Source organism: Desulfovibrio gilichinskyi, from assembly GCF_900177375.1.
Classification (GTDB): domain Bacteria; phylum Desulfobacterota; class Desulfovibrionia; order Desulfovibrionales; family Desulfovibrionaceae; genus Maridesulfovibrio; species Maridesulfovibrio gilichinskyi.
This window is the reverse complement of the sequence record NZ_FWZU01000003.1, coordinates 207,058-233,909: the sequence shown is the minus strand read 5'-3', so window position 1 is coordinate 233,909 and position 26,852 is coordinate 207,058. Positions and strand designations below refer to the sequence as shown.

General features: G+C 43.1%; 20 protein-coding genes. 7 read left to right on the top strand and 13 right to left on the bottom strand.

Annotated features, from left to right (window positions below; translation table 11 throughout):
* Positions 1 to 3 precede the first annotated feature (3 nt).
* From B9N78_RS09535 to B9N78_RS09520, 4 genes are all read left to right on the top strand, one after another.
* Complete coding sequence (locus tag B9N78_RS09535) at positions 4 to 4,266, top strand: acyl-CoA dehydratase activase (RefSeq protein WP_085101645.1); 4,263 nt, start codon at positions 4 to 6, stop codon at positions 4,264 to 4,266.
* A 134-nt stretch (positions 4,267 to 4,400) separates the two neighbouring features.
* Positions 4,401 to 6,638: a S1C family serine protease gene (locus tag B9N78_RS09530; RefSeq protein ID WP_137982520.1), complete on the top strand. Its 2,238-nt coding sequence runs from the start codon at positions 4,401 to 4,403 to the stop codon at positions 6,636 to 6,638.
* A gap of 9 nt (positions 6,639 to 6,647) precedes the next feature.
* Positions 6,648 to 7,391, top strand: coding sequence for a complement resistance protein TraT (gene traT, locus B9N78_RS09525; RefSeq protein WP_085101641.1), 744 nt, complete (start codon positions 6,648 to 6,650; stop codon positions 7,389 to 7,391).
* Positions 7,392 to 7,690: 299 nt separating this feature from the next.
* Entirely contained in the window at positions 7,691 to 9,067 is a 1,377-nt protein-coding gene (locus B9N78_RS09520) for a sodium-dependent transporter (protein ID WP_085101638.1), read from the top strand.
* Positions 9,068 to 9,152: 85 nt separating this feature from the next.
* Here the strand turns inward: B9N78_RS09520 and B9N78_RS09515 are convergent, their stop codons facing one another.
* The 3 genes from B9N78_RS09515 to lgt form a co-directional block, all read right to left on the bottom strand.
* The gene (locus tag B9N78_RS09515) at positions 9,153 to 9,737 is read right to left on the bottom strand and encodes a hypothetical protein (RefSeq protein ID WP_085101637.1); all 585 of its coding nucleotides are present in this window, start codon (positions 9,735 to 9,737) and stop codon (positions 9,153 to 9,155) included.
* Between the two features lie 193 nt (positions 9,738 to 9,930).
* Positions 9,931 to 12,042: a FecR domain-containing protein gene (locus B9N78_RS09510; protein WP_085101635.1), complete on the bottom strand. Its 2,112-nt coding sequence runs from the start codon at positions 12,040 to 12,042 to the stop codon at positions 9,931 to 9,933.
* A 313-nt stretch (positions 12,043 to 12,355) separates the two neighbouring features.
* Entirely contained in the window at positions 12,356 to 13,165 is an 810-nt protein-coding gene (gene lgt / locus B9N78_RS09505) for a prolipoprotein diacylglyceryl transferase (protein ID WP_085101633.1), read from the bottom strand.
* 112 nt (positions 13,166 to 13,277) lie between these two features.
* On the opposite strand from lgt, the gene B9N78_RS09500 reads away from it, so the two are divergent.
* The gene (locus B9N78_RS09500) at positions 13,278 to 14,024 is read left to right on the top strand and encodes a MotA/TolQ/ExbB proton channel family protein (RefSeq protein WP_085101632.1); all 747 of its coding nucleotides are present in this window, start codon (positions 13,278 to 13,280) and stop codon (positions 14,022 to 14,024) included.
* Here the strand turns inward: B9N78_RS09500 and B9N78_RS09495 are convergent.
* The 4 genes from B9N78_RS09495 to dsrA form a co-directional block, all read right to left on the bottom strand.
* The gene (locus tag B9N78_RS09495; RefSeq protein ID WP_085101631.1) at positions 14,012 to 15,412 is read right to left on the bottom strand and encodes a cobyrinic acid a,c-diamide synthase CobB; all 1,401 of its coding nucleotides are present in this window, start codon (positions 15,410 to 15,412) and stop codon (positions 14,012 to 14,014) included. The two genes, B9N78_RS09500 and B9N78_RS09495, sit on opposite strands and share 13 nt — an antisense overlap.
* A gap of 143 nt (positions 15,413 to 15,555) precedes the next feature.
* Entirely contained in the window at positions 15,556 to 15,801 is a 246-nt protein-coding gene (locus B9N78_RS09490) for a dissimilatory sulfite reductase D family protein (protein ID WP_085101630.1), read from the bottom strand.
* Positions 15,802 to 15,861: 60 nt separating this feature from the next.
* Positions 15,862 to 17,007, bottom strand: a complete 1,146-nt coding sequence (dsrB, locus tag B9N78_RS09485) for a dissimilatory-type sulfite reductase subunit beta (RefSeq protein ID WP_085101629.1) — start codon at positions 17,005 to 17,007, stop codon at positions 15,862 to 15,864.
* A 15-nt stretch (positions 17,008 to 17,022) separates the two neighbouring features.
* The gene (gene dsrA / locus B9N78_RS09480; RefSeq protein WP_085101628.1) at positions 17,023 to 18,336 is read right to left on the bottom strand and encodes a dissimilatory-type sulfite reductase subunit alpha; all 1,314 of its coding nucleotides are present in this window, start codon (positions 18,334 to 18,336) and stop codon (positions 17,023 to 17,025) included.
* A gap of 367 nt (positions 18,337 to 18,703) precedes the next feature.
* On the opposite strand from dsrA, the gene B9N78_RS09475 reads away from it, so the two are divergent.
* Positions 18,704 to 19,372: a YkgJ family cysteine cluster protein gene (locus B9N78_RS09475; RefSeq protein WP_085102346.1), complete on the top strand. Its 669-nt coding sequence runs from the start codon at positions 18,704 to 18,706 to the stop codon at positions 19,370 to 19,372.
* Positions 19,373 to 19,374: 2 nt separating this feature from the next.
* Positions 19,375 to 19,650, top strand: a complete 276-nt coding sequence (locus B9N78_RS09470; protein WP_085101627.1) for a hypothetical protein — start codon at positions 19,375 to 19,377, stop codon at positions 19,648 to 19,650.
* Between the two features lie 64 nt (positions 19,651 to 19,714).
* On the opposite strand, the gene B9N78_RS09465 is transcribed toward B9N78_RS09470, so the two are convergent.
* The 6 genes from B9N78_RS09465 to hydF form a co-directional block, all read right to left on the bottom strand.
* Positions 19,715 to 20,119, bottom strand: a complete 405-nt coding sequence (locus B9N78_RS09465; protein ID WP_085101626.1) for a 2-thiouracil desulfurase family protein — start codon at positions 20,117 to 20,119, stop codon at positions 19,715 to 19,717.
* Positions 20,120 to 20,217: 98 nt separating this feature from the next.
* Positions 20,218 to 21,141 (bottom strand): bile acid:sodium symporter family protein, encoded by a 924-nt coding sequence (locus B9N78_RS09460; RefSeq protein WP_085101625.1) that lies wholly within the window; start codon positions 21,139 to 21,141, stop codon positions 20,218 to 20,220.
* Positions 21,142 to 21,340: 199 nt separating this feature from the next.
* Positions 21,341 to 21,640: an Hpt domain-containing protein gene (locus tag B9N78_RS09455; RefSeq protein ID WP_085101623.1), complete on the bottom strand. Its 300-nt coding sequence runs from the start codon at positions 21,638 to 21,640 to the stop codon at positions 21,341 to 21,343.
* An 18-nt stretch (positions 21,641 to 21,658) separates the two neighbouring features.
* Positions 21,659 to 24,037 (bottom strand): response regulator, encoded by a 2,379-nt coding sequence (locus tag B9N78_RS09450; protein WP_085101621.1) that lies wholly within the window; start codon positions 24,035 to 24,037, stop codon positions 21,659 to 21,661.
* Positions 24,038 to 24,056: 19 nt separating this feature from the next.
* Positions 24,057 to 25,073: a BMP family lipoprotein gene (locus B9N78_RS09445; protein WP_085101619.1), complete on the bottom strand. Its 1,017-nt coding sequence runs from the start codon at positions 25,071 to 25,073 to the stop codon at positions 24,057 to 24,059.
* Between the two features lie 63 nt (positions 25,074 to 25,136).
* Entirely contained in the window at positions 25,137 to 26,633 is a 1,497-nt protein-coding gene (gene hydF / locus B9N78_RS09440) for a [FeFe] hydrogenase H-cluster maturation GTPase HydF (protein WP_085101618.1), read from the bottom strand.
* Positions 26,634 to 26,852: the final 219 nt, after the last annotated feature.

Below are 26,852 nucleotides of genomic sequence, written 5' to 3'. Positions count from 1 at the left end.
AATATGTATAAATCACTAGGCATCTGCGCCGGAGCCTCTACCATCGGCATGGTTTTACTTTCTTCAGAAGATGGAAACTTTACTATACTTAAAACCGCTTCTGTTTCCCACGAAGGAAATCCCGCTGCGACAATACTTTCCCTTTTAAAAAAATTCGGCAACCTGGATAACGTTAAAATTGCAACTACCGGCAGAAAATTCAGACATCTTTTAAACCTGCCTTCCATATCTGAGCCGCAAGCCCTTGAATCAGCTTTGTCTTTCATAGATCTTGCCCGAAAAGGATACCGCACACTTCTAAGCGCAGGCGGTGAAACCTTTATGGCATATCTTTTAAGCGCGGACGGTAAAGTTGAAACAGTTCACACAGGGAATAAATGCGCTTCCGGCACAGGAGAATTTCTGGTTCAGCAACTTGGACGCATGGGCCTTAATCTTGAATCAATGGCTGACATGGACGAAAATCTGCCACCATATAAAGTTTCCGGCAGATGTTCTGTATTCTGTAAAAGTGACTGCACCCACGCACTGAACAAGGGAATAGCAAAGGATGCCGTTGTAGCAGGTCTGGCAGGCATGATGGCCGGCAAATGTTTAGAACTGCTTAGAAAACTTCCTTCTGACAAAGTAGCCCTTATCGGAAGCTGCACCATGAACAAGTTCATGGTCAGGGAACTGAAAAAAGAATTACCGGACCTGTTAATTCCAGAGCATGCCCATTGCATGGAAGCCATCGGAGCGGCTTTGTGGGGATCTGAAAACGGAAAAATCAATTCTGGAGATTTCAGTAATTTAATCAGTCATGGGAACACCAGTTTTACCTTTTTGCCACCTCTCAAAGAGTATATCGATTCCGTAGAATTTCATGAGGAAGAACAGGCAGAATTCACTGAAGGCAACAAACTGGCTTTAGGTCTTGATGTCGGATCAACTACCACTAAAGGAGTTCTGGTTGATCTTAAGCTCCTGAAAATAATCGCATCCTGCTACCTGCGTACTGACGGAGACCCCGTCGGAGCGGCGCGCAAGGTTTATGCCGAGCTGGCAAAACAAGTTCCTGCCGGAACCGTTGCCACAATTATGGGTGTTACAGGATCAGGGCGCAATATAGCAGGGCTTCACGCCGGAACAAGCGGTATAATCAACGAAATTACCGCGCACGCAGCGGCGGCTGTTCATTATAATCCTGAAGTTGATACCATTTTTGAAATTGGCGGTCAGGATGCCAAGTATACATGGCTGAAAAATTCCGTTCCCTGCGATTATGCCATGAACGAAGCATGCAGCGCAGGCACAGGATCATTTCTTGAAGAAAGTGCCAAAGAAACACTTGGAATTGAAGTAACAGAGATTGCGGAAATTGCTTTCAAAGGACAAAATCCTCCTAATTTCAACGATCAATGTGCAGCCTTTATCGGATCTGATTTAAAGCTGGCAAGTCAGGAAGGAGTCCCGCTTGATGATATGATAGCAGGGCTGGTCTACTCTGTTTGCATCAACTACTCAAACAGAGTCAAAGGCAACCGCACACTTGGAAATAAAATTTTTATGCAGGGCGGCGTCTGCTACAACAAAGCCGTTCCCGTTGCCATGGCAGCACTGACTGGCAGAAAAATAATCGTACCTCCTCATCCGGGTCTGACCGGAGCATTCGGAGTTGCACTTGAAGCCGCAAAAAGGACGCAACAGGGAATATTATCCGAAGGATTCTTTGATCCGCACCTGCTGTCGAAACGGGAAGTACGGTATAAATCCTCTTTTATCTGCAACGGAGCCGGACGTGACTGCGACCTTGGATGTTCCATTGCCCGCATTGAGGTGAATAATAAAATTTTCCCTTTCGGCGGAATCTGCAACAGGTTTGATAATTCCAAAGTATCATCGCGACAAGCCGAAGGTGAAGACCTTGTCACATGGCGTGAAAAAAGAGTTTACCGCGATCTCGCGGAACCTGAAAAAGGTCAGCCTACTATCGGCATGAACCGTTCATTACTCATGAACACATGGTTCCCGTTCTATAATTCTTTTTTCCGTTCACTTGGGTTCGGAGTAGTTCTCCCTGCCGGAGTGGATCAGGAAAGCATTGAACAAAAAGGTGCACCCTTCTGCCATCCGGTTGAACTGGCTCACGGCAGTATGGGCGAACTGTTAAAGCTGAGTACAGATCATATTTTTCTGCCTCATGTACGGTCACTTCCGCTTATAAACGGTAATCGGTCCTCAGCCTGCGTACTTGTACAGGGCGAGCCGTACTATTTACGCTCAGCTTTTCCAGAACTTGCAAACAGGTCGATACTGACGCCTGTTCTTCATATGCAGCAAGGGATGGATCAAGTTTGCAAGGTTCTTCTTAAGACAGCAAAGGATCTCGGTATAAGTTCACACAAGGCTGAACATGCTTTTAAAGAAGCTGTTGCAGCGCAGGATCTTTTTTTTGCAGATCTTCGCAAAAAGGGTGAACAGTTTATAGCAGACATTGAGAATTCACCGGAAAAATCCGGGGTCGCACTCTTCGGCAGACCTTACAATGCGTTCAATTCGTGGGCGAACAAATCAATCCCGGCCAAATTTTCCACCCGCTCTATCGATATTATTCCTTGCGATATGCTACCGCGCACAGATAAAAACGAAGCAGAAAAACGCAGTAAAGAACGCAACATGTACTGGGCAACAGGTGAACAGATTTTAGATTCAGCTGATTACGTTGCAAAACATCCTCAGCTTTTCGGAACTTTTATCACTAATTTTTCATGCGGCCCTGACTCTTTTTTATTAAGCCATTTCAGACGCGCCATGGGTAGAAAACCGTCACTCACGCTTGAGCTGGACAGCCATACCGCCGATGCAGGTATAGAAACCCGTATTGAAGCATTTCTTGATATTGTTAACGGTTTCAAACGGCAGAACATCACATCTGAAGTGTACAAAAAAGAATTTATTAAGGCGCGCAGTGAAACTCGTAATAAAATCTCAGGAATAATCGACTCCAAAGGGAAATGGCGTCCGATCAATGATCCCGAGGTAATTCTGCTTATTCCAAGCCTTGGAGAAATAAGCACTGATTTTCTGGCAGCTTCAATGAGCAGAGACAATATCCGTTACAAAGTTCTGCCTCACGCTGACGAAAAAGCACTCAAGCTCGGGCGAAATAATTCATCTTGCAAGGAATGCCTGCCGCTCCAGCTTACTGCCGGAGCTCTGCTTACCCATCTTGAAGAAAGGAAAGAGTCCGAAGTATCGCTGTTCCTCATGCCGAAAGCTAAAGGCCCATGCCGATTCGGGCAGTATTCTGTCTTTATGAATGACCTTGTCGACAGGCTTGAAATCCCTGATCTTGCTATTTTTTCACCAAGCTCGACTAATGGATACGGAGGACTCAGCACAAAAGTTACCTTAGGTATTTGGCAAGGACTGGTTACGGGATCTATTCTTGAAGATATCCATGCAACTATTGTTACAGCCGCCCGCGACAAAGAAAAGTCACTCAGGTTATTCTGGAAAGTGAGACAAGACCTGCTTAACGGTATAAAAACGGACTGGAAAAGATTCTCGGCGGCCCTTCGCAAAGGAGCTGAAGACCTTTCAGCCATAAAACTTGATAAGCCTATTGAAGAATACCCTGTAATTTCACTCCTTGGAGAAATATATGTCAGGCATGATCCTCTGGCGCGGAGGGATTTACCGAACCGTCTTGCCGAGCAGGGTTTTATAGTGCGGGTTGCGCCAGTTCTGGAATGGATGAAATATACTGACTGGCTGAACCGCAAAGGAATAGAAGGCAAAGCAGGACTCGGAACAATCATCAAGCAGGGCGTGAAAAGATATTTTGAAAAAAAGATTCGCTCTATTCTTTCCGCAAGCGGATTAATAAGCTTTGACGGTCCAAACATTAAGCAAATAGTTGATACAGCCGCGCCGCATATTTCTAAACAGCTCACAGGTGAAGCAGTACTTACAGTCGGTGCGTCACTGCATGAAATTATGAGCCCGTCCTGCGGAGTTATCTCAATCGGGCCGTTCGGGTGCATGCCGGCACGTGTTGCGGACTCAATACTCAGCGAAAATTTTAATGCAATAGCAGCAGGTAAAAAAGCTACCACTATTCTTAAAAACGATACCAGACTTCCCTTTCTTGCCATTGAAACAGATGGGAATCCGTTTCCACAATTAATTGAAGCCCGTCTCGAAGCATTTTGCTTACAGGCTTCAAGACTTCACCACCGCCAGCTTTTACAAAAAAATAATAAAACTAACCTAAGCGGTTAGTCTCCAATATTATCATTTCATTATCAAAATCTTAATTTAAGCTTAATACTTCCTTGATATACCCATAATAATCATGGTACCTAAGCTCCGCTTAACGGTGGAGTAGTTATTTTGCATTTATACTGGAGGGAATTGTGAGACTTAAGTTTTCGGGATTACTGATATTTATTATAATAATAACGATATCTGGCTGTAAAACAGCCGGAACAGGCACGGGCGGAGACGCTAAATATTCAATGTTTTTCACGCCTGCTGACCATATCACTCAGCTGGTTCAGCAAAATGAACTGATTAAGGCTGAAAACGTCTGGAAACAGAATAAAGAATTTTTTGAGAACAACCCAGCAACACAGCCGCAGTTAGAAGCTCTTGCCTCATCCATAAAGAGCATGTTTCAACCGAAACTGGCCGCTTCAAAAGCTCGCATAGATTCGATTAGATGGCCGGCTCCTGCTGAACAATGGCCGGCAATCAAAAGCAGTCTCGCAGATGCCGGAAAAATGATTGCAACTGTTTCTTCTGACTCCATACTGCCTGCGTTTAATCAGAGCCCGGCAGAGCTGTCCCAGCTTAAATCTGCTACGGCTGAAAAAACAAAACTAATCACTGACGGCGCAGCAGCAACATTTCATAATTATCCACTTCTGACCGGGAAAAACTTTTTTGAATCATACCCGGTAAGCCTAAAGAATGCAGAGTTTCTGGATTCACAGGCAGAGTTCTTTACTGAGACCATTCTGACAGCAAAAGGAACAGGCGTTCCTCATTTGATGAAAACATACGCTTCTGATCTTTCAGAAACATTCAAAAATCATCTAGCTGAACAATATTATAGAAATGCACTCCGCAAAATCTCCGGAAAAGGCGTCCCGTCATTACCTGCTATAATCAAAGCTCTTCAGGCCACAAAAAATACAGGGTTCGAGATTTCTGAAATACCGGACTGTAAAATCGCCTTCGTCCGAGTTACCAGCAAGAGCATGCTTAATCAGCACGGCATTGAATTCGGACTTGGTATTGATGTAGACATGCCTATTAAAGCTGAACAGGCTGAAGCTCATGGGATGTTTGACTCACAGACAGCAAAAGATGCTGATATCGTAATCCTGATTAATGAAACCGTTTCCAAAATTAATCGCGAAACAACAGGTTATAGAGCTGAAAAAAGTCAACTCATAACCGGATACCGCGAAGTTTACAATAATGACTACGATAAAGCACAAATGCTTTATCAGACAGCTCAAACCATTAACAATAATCTACAATTCAGAATCAACCAGTGCAGAAACGGCGGCCTTGTAGGCGGCTTAGTACTATTATCAATGCAATCTGAAATTGATATTAACAACAAGCGTTTCACTACAGCACAGGCTAATGCAACCAATACTCCGCGCATGCTCAACAAGCCTGTCTACGAAAAATACAAATATAAAGTTGTATCAGTAAACGACGCGAAACTGGCATCAGTGCAGTATTACATAATCGACCGTCGCAATAAGTCCTACTATGAAAATCATTTTGATATTACACAAAAGCGCACTTTTAAAGTCGCCTACGGTGTTCAGGACGAAGATCCGGAAGCTACATCTATATTATCCAAGTTCAAAACCGAAAAAGACCTTGAAAATTATGAAAAACAGCCTGTAAGTGTACTTTTATCCGACATTTTAAACCATTATGCTTCTCAAAGCAGCAAGGTAAAAAAATACAAGGATATTTCTCAAATTCAAAAATCTATCCTCAATGACCGTAACACGGCTCTAGCTGAATTCTATTCCAACAAATACAGTTCCGACACTTCAAATGATCCGCGCTTTGATTCTGTTGTAGTAGTTTTGAATCCGCAAGGCTCTCTTGGAAGCGGCTTCTATGTCACCGATGACATTGTGCTTACAAACTTTCATGTGGTTGAAGGAAGCAACTTTGCAGAGATGAAACTCCATAATAATATGGAAACATTCGGTAAAGTTATGGTTTATGATATGAACCGCGACCTTGCTTTGATAAAAATGCAGACACGTGGAAAACCTGTCACCTTCTACACCGGACAATCTCTTCCTGCCGGAGTTACGCTTGATGCAATAGGTCATCCGGAAGGATACCCTTATACCATTACTCGCGGAGTTTTCAGTGCCTACAGAGATCTTAAAGGCATGGGACCGGCTCCGTCAGGACACAAAGTCCGCTACATCCAAACGGATGCCCCTATCAATCATGGTAACTCAGGCGGCCCGCTTTTCTACAAAGACAAGCTGGTCGGCGTAAACACATGGGGACTTTCCAAACAGGCAACTGAAGGACTCAACTTCTCAATCCACTATGCCGAAGTCATAGACTTTCTCAAACAGAACGGCATTATGTATCGCAAATAGGAATTTGAAATGACAAATAGAACAAGAATATTCACAGCTCTTCTGGCAATAGTCGGTTTAACCATTATTCTATCCGGCTGTCAGTCCAGACAGCGCATGGGAATGATCAGAGAAAAAGGTACCGGGCTGATGTATGGCTCCTACATGAGCGGCAACCTGTTCATGGACCCGTCACAATTTTCAAATCCCACAATCAAGCTGTCTATCCGCAACACCTCCGGTGATCCTGCGGTCGACCTCAAAGCTCTGCGCAACGACATAGAGCAGGCATACAAAGATAAAGGATATAAAATTACTAAAGGGAAGAATTACGGTATCCATATCGATATCAATATGCGCTACTCCGGTCAGATTTCATCTAATATGGCTATCGAATACGGCTTGATGGGTGCTGCCGCCGGAGGGTATGCCGGAAGCAAAAGCCCGAGCTCTGTTGATGGAGCCATTCTCGGAACAGCCGGAGGCGCGACAATTGGAGCAATTCTAGGAAGTTATTCTACAGAAGACACCTATATTATGGTCGCTGATGTTGCTATCGGGTTGGTTGACACTCTCTCTAAGAGAAAAAAATACATGATCAACTTTGGCGATACCCAGATTAAAAAAGAAGATGAAGATACCGGATTCACAGCATATCGCGCCAGCGAGCGATCACAGGTCGCAGTATATGCAGGCGGTGACAACACTCCGCAGTCTGAAATAGTGAACGGTGTTACCGTAAGATTCAAAAGAATACTCGAAGACGCAATATAATCCAGTTCTAATTTAATATAAGCTTCAGTAGATAATCCCGAAAATACCCCGCACAATATGTGCGGGGTATTTTTTTGCGAAAATTCCAATAATTTTAAATAATCTATTGCATTTCATCTTACCCAATAAATTTAAGTAATGATAAAAAATAGCAGAGATATACAGCATATATTTTATTTTGCCCCATCAAAAAAGACGTTACACAAAATCACATGGATATTTATCTGTTGAACACAGAGCCACTTGATGGTAGGGCGTCATTAGTTTTTTCTAACATTATCTTTAAGGAAGTTTAATATATGACAGACAAACAACAAAATGCAGGACGTTCAGGAAGAGACGCTTTCACATCAAGTCTTGGAATGCTCGCCGCTACTTTAGGCTCAGCTGTCGGACTTGGAAACATCTGGAAATTCCCATCCATGACCGGATCAAACGGCGGAGCAAGTTTTCTTTTTGTATATCTGGCCTGTACAGTTGTTGTCGGGCTGCCGATAATGATCTCTGAAATTATGCTTGGACGTAAAGTCAAAGCTAACGCCATTACAACGTTGCGCAAGCTCTCCCCTAAGGGACAGCCGTGGGGCATCGTCGGTGTTTCCGGCGTAGTTGCAGCTTTTTTGATCCTCTGCTTTTACACAGAAGTAGCTGGGTGGGTTTTCGCTTACATATTCAAAGGGCTATCCGGATCTGTCCTGACAACTGACCCTAAAGTCGCCTCCGCGGCATTTGCATCGCTTATATCTGATCCTATGCAGGCTATCGGCTGGCAATGGTTTGTAATAGTTTTTGTATCAATAATAATTACTTTCGGCATTTCAAAAGGTATCGAAAAAGTTACCATGAGATTGATGCCGATTCTATTTTTACTTCTGCTAGTTATTTGCGCAAGAAGCTTGACTTTACCAGGCGCGGAAAAAGGACTTGAGTTTCTTTTTACGCCTGATTTCTCCAAAATAACAGGATCTGTAATTCTTATGGCAATGGGCCTTGCGTTCTTCAAGCTTTCCATAGGAATGGGAACCATGATGACTTACGGTTCATACTTTCGAGACTCACAGAACATACCGCTAACAGCCGGACGGGTTGTACTGGCTGACCTTGTGATATCACTGCTTGCCGGTATTGCTATATTCCCGGCTGTATTTGCATACGGTTTTGATGTATCTGCAGGTCCGTCTCTGCTTTTCATCACAATCCCGGCGGTATTCGCGTCCATGCCAATGGGTCAGTTTTTTGCGGTTCTTTTCTTTGTATTGGCCGCTGTAGCCTCAACAGGCGCAATGCTCTCTCTATTTGAAGTGCCGGTTGCCTACCTTTGTGAAGCCCGTCAAATGTCCCGTAAGGCGGCCACCATGACGACAGCTTTGCTGGTCATGCTTCTCGGCGCACCTGCGGCACTTTCAAGCAGCATGACAAAAGATGTAAAAATATTCGGATTGACCTTCTTTGACCTCTTTGACTTCCTTTCCTCCAACCTCTGCATGCCTGCAGGCGGTTTGCTCATCTGTATTTTCACAGGCTGGGTATTTGGAAAAGACAAGTTTAAGGCAGAACTCACCAATCACGGACTTATTAAGAATGAGGCTATAATTGATTCATTGTTCTTCCTCATTAAATATGTAAGCCCGCTGCTTGTCGCGGTCGTCATGCTGAATATGCTTAAAGTTTTTTAACCAAGCAACGCTGACACCCCGTTTAGAATTTAAAAAGCCCGGTTCAGATAATCTGAAGCGGGCTTTTCCTTTGAATGATTTTTATCTATTTAGTGTCATCAAATGTCTCACGAACTTCAGCAAGTCCATTGCGATACCCTTCAGCATCACCATATTGGAAGAAGTGACGATAACGGCTGTGTACTGATTTAACAGGGCGGGCATGACGGATAGGACACCAGTACTGCTCTGTCCGCGCTGCCACCTCACGCACAAACCCTATGAGCCCGTTAAAATAGCTGCAATAAAAGCAATTCACTCTTTCAATTAAATTCAAATATTTTAAGGAATGACGATCAAGCACAATATAATCTCTGCGCTTTACCCTCGGGATACCGTAAACAGGAAAACACATCAGTTGATACAGCCAGACTGTAAAATCAAGAATTAAAGCCGGCACAACAGGCATCCATATAAACGGCATGGTCAGAATTACCCAAAAACCTGAATCATAAACATAATCAAACCATTTTGCAGCAAACTTTTTATGAGCCGCTTTTACCTCTGAGCTGAACCGAACCTTTCTTTCTTGAACAGTATAGTAAAATTTATTTTGAACATCGCGTAATTCAGTGCGGAGATCTTTTTCAAGGACATCAATTTTACCGAGGATTTCATCTATTCTATTCATTTACTACCCTGTGTTAAACGCTTTTGTTTAAGATTCCACAACAAACTGTTTCAATTAAAAATTTAAGTATAGTCTGACATAGTAACCATTAAAAAAGAAGTGATTATTCCTGCAGTCCGGATATGTCACGTAAAATATAAAAAGCCGTTTCGGTTTTGACGAAACGGCTTAATAAAACAGTTTGGCAGATCAGTTATACAAGAAGAATATCTGTACCAATGCCATTCAAATTCACATCAGTACCAATATCAGCAATCATTTCTCCACCCCCAGCTCCACTGCCATCAGCATCATACCAAAGTTTACCTGTATCTTCAGCGAAAATAAAATGTGCTCCAGAACTGCCACCGGCGTTGCCATCATAGCTGGCAACACGTTCATATAGGGCTTCGCTGCTGAACCCTCCGGAAATTTCAAATTTAAAAACATCCTGTGAGTCCATATCAAAGTCAGTTATTGTGTCACCACCCTGACCTGTTGCAGAATAGTGAAAGATATCGTTACCGAGTCCTCCACTCATAGTGTCCGCGCCTACGCCACCTGTCAGTATGTTAGAAGTGTTATCGCCAGTTAAAATATCAACATGATCAGAACCGATTAAATTCTGAATATTCGTAAGTGTATCGTTCCCGGCTCCACCACTGTTAGTTGCTCCTGACACGAGCGATACGACAACGCCACTTGTTGCGCTAGCATACGAAGCGGTATTATTGCTGTTTACCCCGCCATCAATTGTATCGTTACCTAATCCACCGATAAACGTATTATCCTGACCATTCCCATAAAGTGAATCATCCTGATCAGAACCGATGATCCCTTCAAAATTATAAAAATGATCAATATCATCTCCATGCGTAGCAGTACCTTCGTCTAAACATGCCGTAACAGAATGAGTAGAACTCGCGAATGAAACAAAGTCAGTGCCGAATCCACCATACATGGTATTAGCGCCTTCACCGCCGTCAATGGTATCATTCCCTGAAGCTTGAACTTCTTGACCGTGAACAAAAGTACTATCATCACCATAAATGGTGTCGTCGCCAGCTCCGCCGCTTATAATATCGTTGCCATCGCCGCCGGCAATCGTGTCATCACCGTCTTCACCCTTTATCGTATCGTTACCTGTTCCTCCGAGAATATAATCATCTCCGCCCTTACCATCAATTGTATCATTTCCGGCAAGGCCATCTATATAATCGGTATTAGGGGTACCATGAAGATCATCATTTCCTGAAGTTCCTAAAATCCAGGTAATCCCACCATCGGATGTGTGAGTATGTCCTTCAGCTTCTTCCGGAATATCTGCAGTCTTGCCGTTTTCCAGTAAGGCCAAAATATCTTGGTCATCAGGAATGTTTTCTAATTTATCAAGTAGTTCGAGCGCCTTTTCTGAATCTCCCTGTGCAATAGCGTTAAGCGCTTCCTGAGCAATTCCGAGCATAAATCCGTCAACAAGTTGCCCAAAACCTTCTTCGCCAGCAAATAGCCCACTCATGACGCCTTCCATACTTGTGCCGAAAACGCCTTCTCCTGTGACTATAGGTCCACCGGCTTCTCCGCCTACTACACCCTGCCCGGGTTCACCATCAGTATTCACGTCACCTTCACCTTGAGGTTCTCCGTCATTTTGCTGATCTTGCTGGTCCTGCTGATCCTGTTGGTCCTGTTGTTCCTGATCATGCTGTTGCTGAATTTCCTGCTCTGCCTGAATCGCTGACGGGGCAATAGACTGAAAATGCTCAAATTCCTGCACTGTCATTACACGGACAGTACTCATTAGACCGGACGCGGCAATATCAACTAACGCCCGAGGTGACGAAATTTGACGCATCTGCCCGTCAATGCTCTGAATCAGCAAAGCCTTGCCGCTGTGAATTTCCTCAACTCCGTGTTTTTCACCATCAGGTCCGATTTCGTGAACAGTAATAGTGCCTCGTATACCGATGGTCGCAAGAGGAGAACCGACCTTGAATCTTTCGGGATTCTGCTCAGCAATTTTTCCGGTCACCATACGGAAGGTGCCCTGACTCATTTTAAAAAGAAGGTCGGACGAAGAGTCATCCGTATTATCGTAAACATAGTCGTCAAGGGAGATTGATGAATCCGCCCCTTGAGAAAGAAGAGTATCGTCAACAAACCTGATTTCCGCAGCACTTCCTGATCCGGTTATTAGTTTATCACCGACATAAACCGGAGCACCGGATTCAACCGGCCTCATACCGGAATCAGACTGTAAGAAAACCTCGCCATCAGCAGAAAGGACAACACCTATCGAATTTAGATCAGTATTTTGTGTAGGCGACATAAACCACCTCTCAGTAAAAAATTACTCCTGTAATATTTATACATTATATACGGTCTCACAACAAGTAAACACTTACAACAAACTGTCAGCAAATATAAAGTGAACTTCTATTTTAAAATCAGCTAGTTCATTTAAAAAATTATTTGCATGATTTAATATGATATGTAGCTAACATTTTTTTCAATACTAGATTAAATTTCATGATAGATATTTATGCAGACAAAAAATCCGCATTCAGCCTGTTTAAAGCAGACAAAATGCGGATTTATTATCTAAAATAAGAATATTTTATATCACAAATATTTCGCTGAATTTAAGCCTTCGCAGCTGGAGGTATAGGGCCTTTCTTAATTCCCCAGACAAACAGCAACACTCCGAGCAAAATCATAGGAACGCATAACAATTGCCCCATAGTCAGCCATCCAAAAGCAATAAAGCCAAGCTGTGGGTCCGGTTGTCTGAAAAATTCAACAAACGCCCTGAATGTTCCATACCCTATTAAGAATAAGCCTGTTGTAGTTCCTCTAGGGCGCGGTTTTGATGACCAGATCCACAAAATTAAAAATAGAAGCAACCCTTCAAGGCCACCTTCGTAAAGCTGCGATGGATGACGTGGTAAATTCCCGGCTCGCTGACTTGGAAAAACCATTCCCCAAGGCATATCCGTAACTCTTCCCCAAAGTTCACCGTTAATAAAATTTCCCATCCTTCCGCACAAGAGCCCTAACGGCGCAAGCGGAGTCATGAAGTCACCTACATCAAGAGTTGTTCTGCCGGTTGATTTTGCAAATCTCCACGCTACAACAGCTACCCCTATGGCTCCGCCGTGAAAAGACATCCCGCCTTTCCACACAGCTATAATATCGGAAGGATGGGCTAAAAAGTAAGCCGGTTCATATATGAGGCAATAACCGATTCGCGCGCCCAGCACCAACCCTACAACCAACCAAGTGATAAGGTCATCAACCTGTATAGGAGTCCAATTATTGGTGGGTTTCGAAGCACGATAGCGTCCGAGCAGCCACGCAAGTGAGAAACCTATCATATACATAAGGCCGTACCAGTTAGCCTTAAGCGGTCCTATATGAAAAGCTGTAGTGTCAAATTCCGGTAAAACAATCATATTCAATTCCCTGCTATTTGAAAAATTTCAATATCAAAATCTATACTATGGGTACTTTGTTTCCTGAACAAATTCAGTTACAATTAGATACTAGGAAATACAAGGAAATCCCATGAACGAACAAAAAGATTTTGATATACTGGAAATGCCTGCCGAAGGGCTGGCAGCCTATTGGCTTTCAATTAAAAAGCTTATCGATGTAAAACGAAGTAAAAAAGTTCTTGATGACGAAATAAAATATACCAGAGAGCCTTTTATCAAATATCTGCTTGAAACGGCTTTCTCCGAGCTGGATGAAGCCACTGTGCGCCGTCTGGCTCAGGCAAAATCGGATACAATTTCTGACGAGTATTCGCGCAAGCTGTCTTCCATGTGCATAGCCTTGCTGGCAATGTCTTCACAGGAAAATCCCCGCATATCATTCGTGCGTATGGCTGCGCAATACCCCACAGCTCTGATATCTGAGAAGAAAGCATTTACGCTTGCACACGGATTAATTGACGGAATGAATGAAAAAGATTCCGACCAGAGCGTTCTTTTGGAATTCGATCATAAACTTCAAGGCGACAGACTACTCGTAAAAATGCTTTTCCATGTCATACTGAGCCGTAAAGAAGGAAAGCAACAACTTGAACAATTAATCCCGCACATTAAGACCCCGTTTTATGCGAACGGAATGACACAGGTCATTGACGGATTCGAGCACAGAATTCTTAAATTAAATTTAACAGTGCAGAGTAAAGAAATTTTAAAATACTCCAACCGCAAAATGCAAATGGCTACAGAAATGTGTATCGCAATCAGAAATAAACTTAATTATGACGATATATTCAGGATAGCCAAAGCCTATATGTCCTGAATATTTCCTTCTTTAAATTTCAGAGCAGCCTTTACAAAATTTCCTGCCCAGCAGGGAGCTCCAAGGGCATGGATATGGTTGTAACCGGCGTAAACATTACTCTTAATCATGCCGTCATAGCCGTCAGCCATACCTTTACCGCGATCAAGTTTAAGCCCGTAAACAGGATTCCCGCCTGTCCGGCTGATGCACAATGAATAATGAAATTCGTGACCGACAATTTCTGTTCCGACAGGGAAAAAAGAATTTTCCTGAATAATTTTACCTGAAGTATACCCGAGCCCTTGAGGTTTAGCGCACAGACATGTCGATATCGGCAAAACGCCTGACATAGGGAACTTCTTCCCTTCATACTCTACGTCTTCGCCTAGGTACATAAACCCGCCGCATTCCGCATAGATAGGAAGTCCTGAATCTGCGAGTGCCCGGACGTGATCACGTATAAAAATATTCGAAGAAAGTTCAGCAGCTAAAGTTTCCGGAAAGCCTCCTCCAAGATAAAGACCATCAAGTTCAGGCCACTTATCAGTTGAAACAAGAGAGACTTCTACGATCTTAGCTCCGGCCTTTGCTAAAGCTTCAAAATTTTCTTCGTAGTAAAACCATAAAGCTTCGTCCCGAACAACCCCAATTACAGGCTGCTTATCAGTTACAAGCTCTATTCCGGACCAGAGCGGATCATGGTTTCCAGGGATAACACCTGAATTTGAAGCGATCTCAAAAACTTTATCAAGGTCGATGCAATCCTGAGCCATCTTTCCGAGAATATCTAATGATTCGTCCTGCGGACCGTATTCAGTATTAGAAACCAGTCCCATATGACGCTCTGGAATCGGATTTTCACTTAATTTCGGCAGCATCCCGAGCACAGGAACATCTGTATAAGTCTCAATAGATTTTTGGAGGATATTGCGATGCCGTTCTCCGGCTGTACGGTTTAAAATAACTCCGGCGAGATTAAAACCTTCTTCAAAAGCTTTGCACCCGGCAACTATCGCGGCAACGGTGCGGGTCATTTTAGTACAATCTATTGCCAAAATGACAGGTGCATTGATTAATCTGGCAAGTTCAGCGGTTGAACACGAACCCTGCACGTCCTTGCCATCAAAAAGCCCTCTGTTCCCTTCAACTATCGATATATCAAACCCGACCCCTTTCTCAAGAAACAAGGCTTTTAATTTATCAACAGGCATTAAAAAAGGATCAAGATTTGTCGCAAAATTTCCGGAAGCTAAGCCCAGCCATCTTGCATCAATATAATCCGGTCCCTTTTTAAAGGGTTTAATTTTTTTGCCGAGATTTTTAAAAGCTCTGCAAAGCCCGAGAGTGACAATGGTCTTACCAGTGCCGCCGCTAAGTCCGGCGAGAACGAGTCGAGGAAAATTCATAAAACAACTAATTCCCATAAGATGTTTTGATTACTCAGAAAGAAAGAAAACATTTGCCGGAAAATTACAACAGGAATCAAAAACTAAAAATGCCCTGTCCAAAAATATGGACAAGGCATTCAAGACTCTAGGCCTAAAAAGGTCTATTCGCCCTCAGCTCCGCCCTGTTTGCCAGCGCCGCTGAGACCGTACATGGTAGTACTACCACTTGACCAGTACACAATCTTTTCGTCTTTAACGAGAGCAGTCAGGACTTTTTTAACGTCGCGACCTTTTTCATCAGGGAAAAGTTTAGTAAAGTCATTAAAGTAAAATTTGCTCTTGTCACCTGTCTTCGAAGCAAGGAAGTCCAGAATAACTTGTTTTGCAGATTCTAGCTCGATCGCCATAATTAGCCCCTTTTTTTAAACGGGGCGCGGCAAAGTGCCGCGCCCCTGGATTCTCAATTCTTAGAACTTGAACTGAGTGGACTGACGCCAAGTGTAATAAGCTGGATCACGGAAATCATCGATAAGATGCGGAGTAAACTCAATACCTGTCTTTTCGAAGAAACGTTCCCAACCAATACGCTCTGCCCAATCACCCAGACGTTCGTACTTGTTAGCTTCTGCTTTGTAAACATCCACAATTTTGCGGATAGTTTTAGTCAGTGTAGGCCAACGAGGTGGTTCGTTAGGAATAAATGCAACAACAACTTTGGAGAACTTAGGCATGCTGATACGGTTAGAAACCTTACCACCAACCATCAGAGCGATACCGTCGCCTTCCTTATCGGAAAGAGGCAGTGAAGGACACATAGTGTAGCAGTTACCACAGTACATGCAGCGCTCTTCTTTAATAGCAACAGTCTTGAAAGACTTACCGTCGATTTCGACCTTGGAAGGACGAACAGCACCGGTAGGACAAGCTGAAACTGCTAAAGGAATTTCGCAAAGGTTGTCGAGGTATTCATGGTCAATGAGTGGTGGCTTACGATGGATACCGACAACAGCGATATCGGAGCAATGACAAGCACCACACATGTTAAGACAACAAGCAACAGCGATACGAACAGGAGCTGGCATGTTATGACCGGTGAACTCTTCGAAGAGCTCATCCATGATAACTTTAACAGTACCGGAAGCATCAGTTGCAGGTGTGTGACAATGTACCCAACCCTGAGTGTGAACGATGTTTGAAACACCAGCGCCTGTTCCACCGATTGGGAACTTGAAGCTGCCGCCGTCAAACTTGCGGGATCTGAGATCTTTTACCAGGCCGTCACATTTGTCCTTGGAATCAACCATGAACTCAACGTTGTTACGTGTTGTGAAGCGCAGGTAACCGTCACAATGAGCGTCAGCGATGTCGCACATTTCGCGGATAAGAGTAATACTCATAAGACGAGCAGTACCGCAGCGAACTGTGTAAACTTCATCGCCGGATTCTGCTACGTGAAGCAGAATACCTGGCTCAAGGATATCGTGGTATTTCCACTGTCCATAGTTATTTTTAAGAACCGGAGGAAGGAACTCATTAAAGTCACGAGGTCCAATATCCGAGATTCTGCCTTCCATCGGTTTATCTGGATTATAGCCAGAAGATACGAACGCCATATCTGTCCTCCCGAGTTATCTCTGGTGTCTTTTTCTGTATTCGTTAACGTCACGATCCCAAGGACCATCAACCTCATCTGCTTTCCAGAAGATGTAAGGGTTGTGTCTAGGTTCCTGTACGTGTCTTGCATCAGCTTTGGTGTTGGTAACTTCGAGAAGTTTCTGGAAGCCCATGCGACGCATGGTTTCACCAAGACGTTCACGGTTTTTACCTTCTTCCATCCACCAGTCCCAAATGTTTTCAACAACTTCTTTAACTTCGGTGAAAGGTTCTTCAACCTTAATGAAAGGAATAAGAAGTGAGCTGAGCTGAGGACCGTCAAGAATAGGAGCTTTAGCACCACAGAGGATAGATGCGCCGCGGTCGTTACCGATCATCAGTGCACGAGGCATGGTGTTGATACAATGCATACAATGTACGCATTCTTTGTCGTTGATTGAGAGTTTGCCGTCAGCGTAAGTAATACACTTGCTTGGGCAGTTGTCACAAACTTCAGACTGAATATCAAATTTACCCCAGTCACGGCCGGAATGAGCACCAGCGTTAGGAGCGAATTCGCCGCCAACGTATGCTGCTACAGCTTCCTGGTCGATGCGGATTTCATCACGCCAGATACCTACAACTGAGAAGTCAGAACGAGCAAGTGCGCAAACACAGCTGTTAGGACAACCGTCAAATTTAAATTTGAACTTGTAGGGGAATGCTGGGCGATGAAGTTCATCCTGGAATTCCATGGTCATGTCATAGCAAATGGCCTGAGTATCGTAACAAGCATACTCACAACGTGATTTACCAAGACATGCTGCAGGTGTACGTAAGTTGGATCCGGAACCACCAAGGTCTACATTTAGATTATGTGTCAGTTCGTAGAAAATTTCTTCGAGCTGAGGAGTGGTTGTTCCAAGGAAGACGATGTCACCTGTAGAACCGTGCATGTTGGTCAGACCGGATCCGCGCATATCCCAGATATCGGTGAGCTGACGTAAGAACTCAGTGTTGTAGTATTTACCTGTAGGCTGTGCCACACGAACAGTGTGGAAGTGAGCTACACCAGGAAATGCTTCAGGTTGGTCACAATAACGACCGATAACGCCACCACCGTAACCAAATACGCCTACGATTCCGCCGTGCTTCCAATGTGTTTCACCGTCGTTGTAAGACAGTTCCAGAACACCAAGAAGGTCTTCACAGACTTCAACGGGAATCTGATAATTCACGTTCTTCTCGTTTTTAGCTCTGGATGCTGCTTCCAGCTTCAAGTCAGACACAAAGCTAGGCCAGGGCCCGCTTTCTAGCTGGTCCAACAAGGGAGTTTTGTGTTTCGCCATTCCCTTAAACCTCCATAAAGTTTAATAGATATACCTACCAATACAATAGACATCCGGTTCAATTCACCAAAAAGGCATAAACCGATCTGCTTTCCTCATCTTCATACGAGACCCCTTAAATCATAATGATGCAAGGGAGGGAACAATACCCTTAAGTGAAAAAAAATACAACCTGCGAAGCAAGATAAGGAACTATGCCGTTCCTTGTCAAATTATGCAAGACGTTCAAGAAGATAAACGTATACTTGCCAAGCCTGCCTTAATCAGCTTATTTACTCAGCCCAGCACAAGATACGTCAATAACAGATATTACCTACAAAAATTTTCACTAACCAGCAACATAAACTTGAAAAGTGATAATAAAGTTATGAAAGAATGCAAACAATGCGGCACCTGCTGTCGTAAAGGCGGCCCGGCTCTTCACTCGCAAGACCTCCAGCTCCTGAACAGTGAAAGCGGAATAGATCTGACAGATATAGTCACACTCAGAAAAGGCGAAATGGTTTACGACCAGCCGGAGGGAGCAGTTGTCCCGCTGAAAAGTGAAATTCTGAAAATTAAAGGAACCGGACAGGAGTGGGTATGCAAATTTTTAGCTCCTTCAACTCAAGCTTGCCGTATATATAAAAATAGACCTCTAGAATGCCAGGTCCTTTTTTGCGGAGATCCTGAACCTCTTTTAAAAATTTATGACAAAGAAAGAATCACCAGAAAAGATGTACTTCCTGAAGGTCATCCTGTCTTTGAAATTATTGAAGAACACGACCAGAAATGCTCTCCGCAAAAATTAGCTGAACTGGCTAAAAATATTCTTGAAAACTGGGAAAACAGCGCAGAATTGCAAGTAGATCTTCTTGAAATGCTGGTTTATGATAAATCAATAAGAGATTTACTTGTCGAAAAATCTGGATTACCAGCCGATTCAATGGATTTCTTTTTCGGCAGATCATTAAACAGAGTCGTTTCAGGATTTGGAATTATCGCAACCCCTAACGGTAATTCTTTTTCACTTCGCAAAACTAAAGGGAGTGCATAACTATGAAAGATGAACGCGGATTATATTACTACCCGTCCCTCCAGACCCGTGAAACACGCATGTATGTGCGTGAGGACCAGCATGGAGGAGGCATTGAATTCAGATTATGGAGCAGTGAAAATCCTGTTATATGGGACAAACATGAATGGCTTCCATACGATGTTATCCTTGAAGCAGCGGAAGAATATAAAGAACGCGGTTCTGACCGCAATCCGCTTGCTTTATACGATTTGAACGTTGCTAAGCAGTTGATTAAAGAGAATAAAATCATTCATTAATCAAGCTTAACAGTTCAACTAAAATCCCCGTAATCATAATTATAATGATTACGGGGATTTTGCATTAGATTGATTCTACTTCGATGCCATTCTTTTTAAGCAGCGCGGTAAACAACCCGTCACCGGGGATAAGCTTACCGCTGAAAGTGCCATCATATATCTTTCCGCATCCGCATGACGGTGAACGGGACTTAAGAATGGCTTTTGTCGCGCCGACCAGCTTTGCCAGCCGCAAACCTTCTTCTGCACCTTTTAAAAACTGAGTGGTCACATCTATACCAAGAGTTGTAACCACCCTTCCTTCAAAAAGTTCACAGCACGGCCTTGGTGTAGGCAAGCCGCCCAACTGTTCAGGGCATACAGGGATAGCCTGCCCCTGCATAACCAGTTCAAGGACGGTTTCATCAGTACTTTCTGTGCCGTTATATTTACAACGGATTCCTGCAAGACAGCCGGAAACAACTATCATATTCGCTACTCCATAAACTGAAGCTTATTTAATCCGAATGATCTCCGATCCTTTTGCGATGCGTGATTTTACGCACACAGAACAGTCACGACGATGATTTACTGATCGGCTCTTGCCCTGTTCCTGTTTGCCATAAAAACTCCGGAGATATTGTGCCACAGGCTGAAAAGTGCTCCGGGCAAGGCGCTGGATGCGCCAAAGTATTTCGTAGCCAAAGCAACCCCGAGGCCGGAATTCTGCATTCCGACTTCGATAGCAAGAGTAACACAATCTTTATGTGACAAGCCGGCTATTCGCCCTCCCCAATACCCGGCAGTGAGTCCTCCGATATTGTGAAGTGCAACTGCAACAAAAACGAGCAATGGATACGTTGCCAACATGTCATGGTTAAGACCGATAATACACGCAATCAGAAAAGATATTACCATAATCGAAAGACTCGGGAAAATGTGTATTATGGGGTCGATTTTATTACGTAAAATTTTTCTAAGCACAAGCCCGTCAACAAGCGGGAAGATTACAATCCAGAAAACAGATTTTACCATCGGTATAAAAGGTATTTCAATCTGCTGATGCAAAACCAGATAGATAATCACAGGAGTAAGAATTGGGGCCAGACATGTTGAAATCAGAGTCAGCGTTACAGAAAGGGCAACATTTGCTTTAGCAAGATGCGCAATAACATTGGAAGCAGTACCACCGGGACAGGCACCTACTACCACCATCCCGATTAAAGCCTCTTGCGGTAAGCCCAGTAACGAGGACAATGCCACAGCTAAAACAGGCATGACAGTGTACTGCAAAACAACCCCCAGCCCTACAGCCTTATAGTTTTTAATGGCAGAAGCGAAATCTTCAACCTCAAGAGTCAGTCCCATTCCGAACATGATAATCCCAAGACATAAGGCTATATGAGGCTTAAGCCACGTAAACAATGCTGGATTTATATAGGCGGCGGCACTTAGCAGAACGGCCAGTGACAAAAAATGGCGCTCAACGAATTTGCAAATTGAATAAATCATTTTTCTCCCATGCATGAACAATTAATTTTTATTCGTGCCCTAAATAAAAAAAAAATATCATGCAAGAAAGTTTTTTGCCATCTTGTCTTAAAAAAAGATTTAACCGTGAGGTATAATAAGTCGTCAAAATTTAACCAGATCATTACCATGAATGCAAACAGACTTCCAAAATTCAAGCAAGATTAAAAACTTTAAACTATCAATCCTGCATCGATTTCAATTCTTCAAGGTACACACGATACTTGGCAAGCAGCGGAGCAAGTGAATCGGTCATTTTCAACTTAGCTACATCCTGAATAGCCGCCCCAAGCTTTCTGAGGTGGTCCAGACTGAAATTTGCGGCAGCTCCTTTCAAACTATGACCTAACCTGCTGACTTCGTCTAAATCGCCATCTTTTAGGCTCTTTTCCATAAGCTCCAATTCAGCAAATTGATGAACAACAAAATGAGGAATCAAAGACCTCACACTTTCATCAATACTTAATATTCTTTTAGTCATATCAACCTCAAGCCTGAGTTACTTTGAAACTTTAAATTCTTCTGAAAAATCTTGCCCCGCTGCGACATCCATAACGATAGAGCGAATCGTATCCCTCTTAACCGGCTTAGAAATAAACCCGTCACATCCGGCCGTAAGGCTCTCAGCTTGTGAATTGCCCAGAACATGAGCTGCCAACGCAATAATTCTGGTTCGCCCCCTTCCTCCTGCTCCCTCTATTTCACGCATCTTTACTACAGCTTCAAGCCCGCTTAGCACCGGAAGATTCAAATCCATAAAAACAAGATCATATTTCCTTTCCGCAAATAATTGAACGGCTCTAAGCCCATCAGCTACAGACGTCACATCCATCCCTGTGTCTTTTATAAACAGTTCCAGAATATTACGGTGATCCTCGTTATCTTCGACTAATAAAACTTTTAATACGGGACAAAATTCTTCATCTTCTTTGCTATCCGGCACAACGACTCTGGACAGACATCGGACAAGGTCTACATCGAATACAGGTTTAATCAGGGTGAAATCAGCACCTACGGCTCTGACGGAGCTGCGGTCATCTTCCGTACAGCTAGCCGAAAACATTATTGCGACAAGTCCATGAAGCCACCCGTTCTGCTTGACTTCAGTAAGAAAATCTACACCGGGCATATCCGGCATTTCGCTATCAATAAGAATCAAATCATACTGTTCACTGCGATCATGAGCCCCTTTCAAATAATCCCGACCTTCTGCCCCATTTATTGCTACAGAAACCGAAACACCGAGATCATGAAGCCTGCGTGCAAGAACTTCCCGTACAGTATTATTATCATCAACAAGCAAAACTTTAGTTCCTGAAAAATCAACCACCCCGAGTTCAGTTTCAGAAACAAATTTTCTAAATGGAATTGAAAGATAAAAAATACTTCCCTGTCCGCGCGTGCTTTCAAACCAGATTTTACCATCCATCAACCCGGCAAGACGAGATGCAATAGCAAGACCGAGTCCTGTCCCTCCATGTACACGGCTGGTTGAACTGTTAGCCTGAACGAAACTGTCAAAGATAGTGCTGCTTTTCCCTTCAGAAATTCCTATTCCCGTATCTCTTACTGTGTAGAGAAGCTGGTCATGATTTTCACTAGAACTTTGAAGACTGAGACTGACTTCAACTTCCCCGCTGAAGGTGAATTTAACCGCATTGGATACAATATTCATCAGTATCTGCCGTACTCTGACAGGGTCTCCGACAACTTGAAGAGGAACATCCGCGTCAACATCGCAAATAATTTCAATGTCTCTGGCATGAGCGGAATGGGCGACACTTTTACATACGCTCTGAACATCACGTGAGGGGTTAAAAGGGACGGGATCTAGGTCTAACTGTCCTGATTCTATTTGGACAAAATCCAGAATATCATTGATAATTTTTAGTAGCAGTTCACCTGACCCTCTGAATATTTCGACGTACCCCATCTGCTCAGAGTCAAGCCCTGTCTCAATGAGCAACTCTCCCATTCCTAAAATGGCATTCATAGGAGTCCGTATCTCGTGACTTATCATGGCAAGAAATTCACTTTTAAAATGACTTGCTTTTTCGGCTTTTTCTTTTGCCTTCTCAAGTTCACGAACAGCAAACGAAAGTTCATCCAGAACTGCTGTCAAATTATTCTGAACCCGTATACGCTCTTTATTTTCTTCGTTCAGCTTAATATTAGTTTCACTAAGCTCCAGAGTTCTCTCAGCCACCAATTCTTCAAGTTCAGAATTGAGCCGTGAAAATCTATCACTTGCATCATTCAAAGCTAAAGCAAGAGCTCCGATTTCGTCAGAACGCTCCATCTGTTTGAGCTTACCAAATTTATTCTGCCCTATATCAACTGCCTGCTTAGATAATTTAACTATCGGATTAATAAAAAATTTACCTAAAAAGAAATTGATACTGCAGCCGACGATAAAAAGAGATGACAGGAAAATGAGGAGAAAATTTTGCTTGGCAGTACGGTCATTTATATCTGCGAAATCAGTCAGCATTTCAATACGGACCGACCCGAGCAGATCACCGTCTTTTAAAATACGCTTTTCAATTCTTAAAAACTTATCGGCAGGTTCTGAAGGAATTTTTCCTGATTCGCTGTAAATCGATCCGTCAGGCTGATAAATAGCACAGTAAATAACTTCTTTAGTAGCGCAAGCTCCACGCGTAAGTTCATCCAGCCTGTAAAATTGATATTTTATGATTGCTTCGCTACTTGCAAAAGCCACAAAAGAAGTTATCCCTTCGCCTCTTGAGTAAAGAGCTTTAACAGAATGATCATATTGCCGATTTGCTACGAAAAAGCCTAAAGGGACTAAGACCACTGTCATAATCAGCAACACGCCAAAAGTAATTCCGTAACTTATTTTAGAGATTTTCAACATTCAGATTAATGCCGCCAGCTTATTTTTCAGAGCAGTTAAAAGTAATCTTTCCGGATTTTAACAGTCGCTCCAGATTTTTCAGCCTATCTCTGATTATTTCAGGAATAAGACATCTTGTATAGTCCATATTTGAAAGAGCAACTCCGCCGTTTTGCAAGCCATACTGCTTCACTCCTGGCTTAAATTTACCAATCAGGACCGACTCGACTTCATGATAAACGACCAAATCAAGACGTTTCCTCATACTTGTAAGAACCGTTCCTTTAGCAATGTAATCCTGATCAGAATCAACGCCGACCACATACTTTCCTGATTGCTGCGCAGCATAAATTATTCCGTTGCCAGAAAGTCCTGCGACTGAATAAATAATATCCACACCCGAATCATACATTTCCTTGGCAAGCTCATTTCCGCGCTGAGGATCTTCAAATCCCTCTATAGACATTCCGCTCCGGATAAATTTGATATCAATATCACATTTTTTACCCGCAAACCGAACACCCTCCTTAAACCCGCACAAAAAATCCAAAATAGACGGAGATTCATTGCCGCCGATAAACCCGATTTTCCCGGTTTTACTTTGCCACGCACAAAGTGCACCAACCAGACATGACCCTTCTTTCTGATCAAATTTGATAGAGGACGCATTGGGGTAACCGTCTACAATAATTTCATTCAAAATAAAAATAACATCTGGATGATCTTTGATTGCGCCGGCAATAAGGTCACGATGAATTGTCGTGTTGACAACAATTATCTTTATTTTCTTAGCAAGTAAGGAATTAAGTTCATTCAAAAAAGATTCAGCGGTAAATCCGCCGCAACGAATTTCTTTTTCAATTCCATAATCCTTTTGCAACATCCTCAACCCGACTAAAGTGATACTGTTGAACGAATCATCATCCAGATTAGATCCATCTGTGATAAAACCGACTACAGTCGAATTTGCAAAACAAACAGCTGATAAGGAACTGCATAATAATGCAGTCACAAATACAATGATCATGAGAAAGCAATTCTTTTTAGCTCTGTCCATAATCGTTCAGCCTTTAGTCTTAAAAGTTAGCCCAAAATTCTAACACGCGATTATTGTTCAAAGTTATTCATCAGGTTCAAGCAGCCCGCCGAGATCCGGTCCTAAAACACGCCCAGGCCATTTATAAAAACAATACCCATATTTCTCAACAAATTTTCGAATCTTCTGCTGTCCGCCTCTGGCAAAAGGAAGCGATGAAAACCCGATACTTTTCTTGGTAATATCAATGTCACCGAAAAGGTACATCAAATTAAAAGGCACTGCTTTTTCAGGATATATTTCATCAGGAACAACCAGATGCATAGCTTTTGAATTGCTCCCCCTGAAAACATTAATTTTTCCGGTTGTAACACTCTTATCGGCAACATCCTCTTTAAAAAAAGGTTCAATTAGACGGTTCAAAGTTCCGTCAACCTTCGCAATGGCCAGTCCATAATTTGTAATCGGAACCTGCTGCCTGTCGCAATCACGTATGCGTCTGAGCATATCCGCACGGTCAGTCATACAGGCTCCGCAATGGACAACCAAACGATAGCCGGAAAGATCAAGCGGAAGTCCGCACCCTGTTTTGGATTCGAAAGTTATCTTCTTACCGGAATAATCCGCAATTCTAGCCGGAATCATTTCTTTACCTAAATCTTCCGCCTTGGGATGATGAGGGCAAGCTTCAACAATTAAAACTCTATCGCCATCTTTCAGTAGATCAATGGCATTTGCACCGTGAACCAACTGCTCAAGGTTTCCCTTATGACGGGCAAAAATAATAGGAAAAGTGGTTAACGGAACATCTTCAGGAATAATATCCATTACCTTTTTAACGGCTTGCCAATCGGCAATTACAAGCGCAGGACGTCTTTTCTGGCCGGAAATAGTTTGAAAAAGTTCCCCTTCCTTCGCAAGGACAGCAATTCCCCCGACATCTAAAACTTCACGCAGAACCTGAGATTTTGGAAGACCGAGCCGCCCTTTAGGAGATGACGAGTCATCTGAAATAGCACAAATAACGTAATCTCCCTTGCCTATAAGATCACGGGCAAGGACAGGGTCCAGTAAATTTTCTTCAGGAGCCAACGCCAGTATAGATTTTTTGAGACGCTCTATTCCGCGCCCGTCGACTGTTGAAGTTGCAACAAACCGAATCCCTCTTGATCCGCAAAATTCCATATCAGCAAGACTTGGACGCCTTATGTCAGCCTTGTTAAAAACCATGACACAAGGAATTCCCCTTTCAAAAAGGAGAGTCGTAATTGCCCGTTCTTCATCTGTTATGCCGGATTCGTCCGTAACAACAACAGCTACATCCACACTGTACAAGGCCGCTTTAATCAATCGTGCCTTATCATCTCCCGGAATATGAGCATCAGTATCATAAATAGTTACCGGCCCAAGCGGATGGATCTCAGTTCTAGTCAAAGGATACATTTCATCTTCTTCAACAACAGGGATTATTTCATCCCCTTCAACTCCAGACAGAGCTCTAATTATTGAAGATTTACCGGCATTACTCCGTCCGGCAATTGCAATGGCTAGTCTGGAACCTTTATCAATATCAGAACTCATCCTCTACCTCCATTCCATAAAAAAGTATTTACCGCTTTTTCTAATAATATATTTAGCTGCTCTCTTACTACGGACTGTATAACATTTTTTAAAAAATGTTTCATCAATCAAACAATGTATCAAGAACAGCATATAAGCAAAATAACTTGCACGCAAAAAAACAAAAAACCCGGAAATCAAAACAGATTTCCGGGTTGAATTGTGTCCATTCTCTACTGG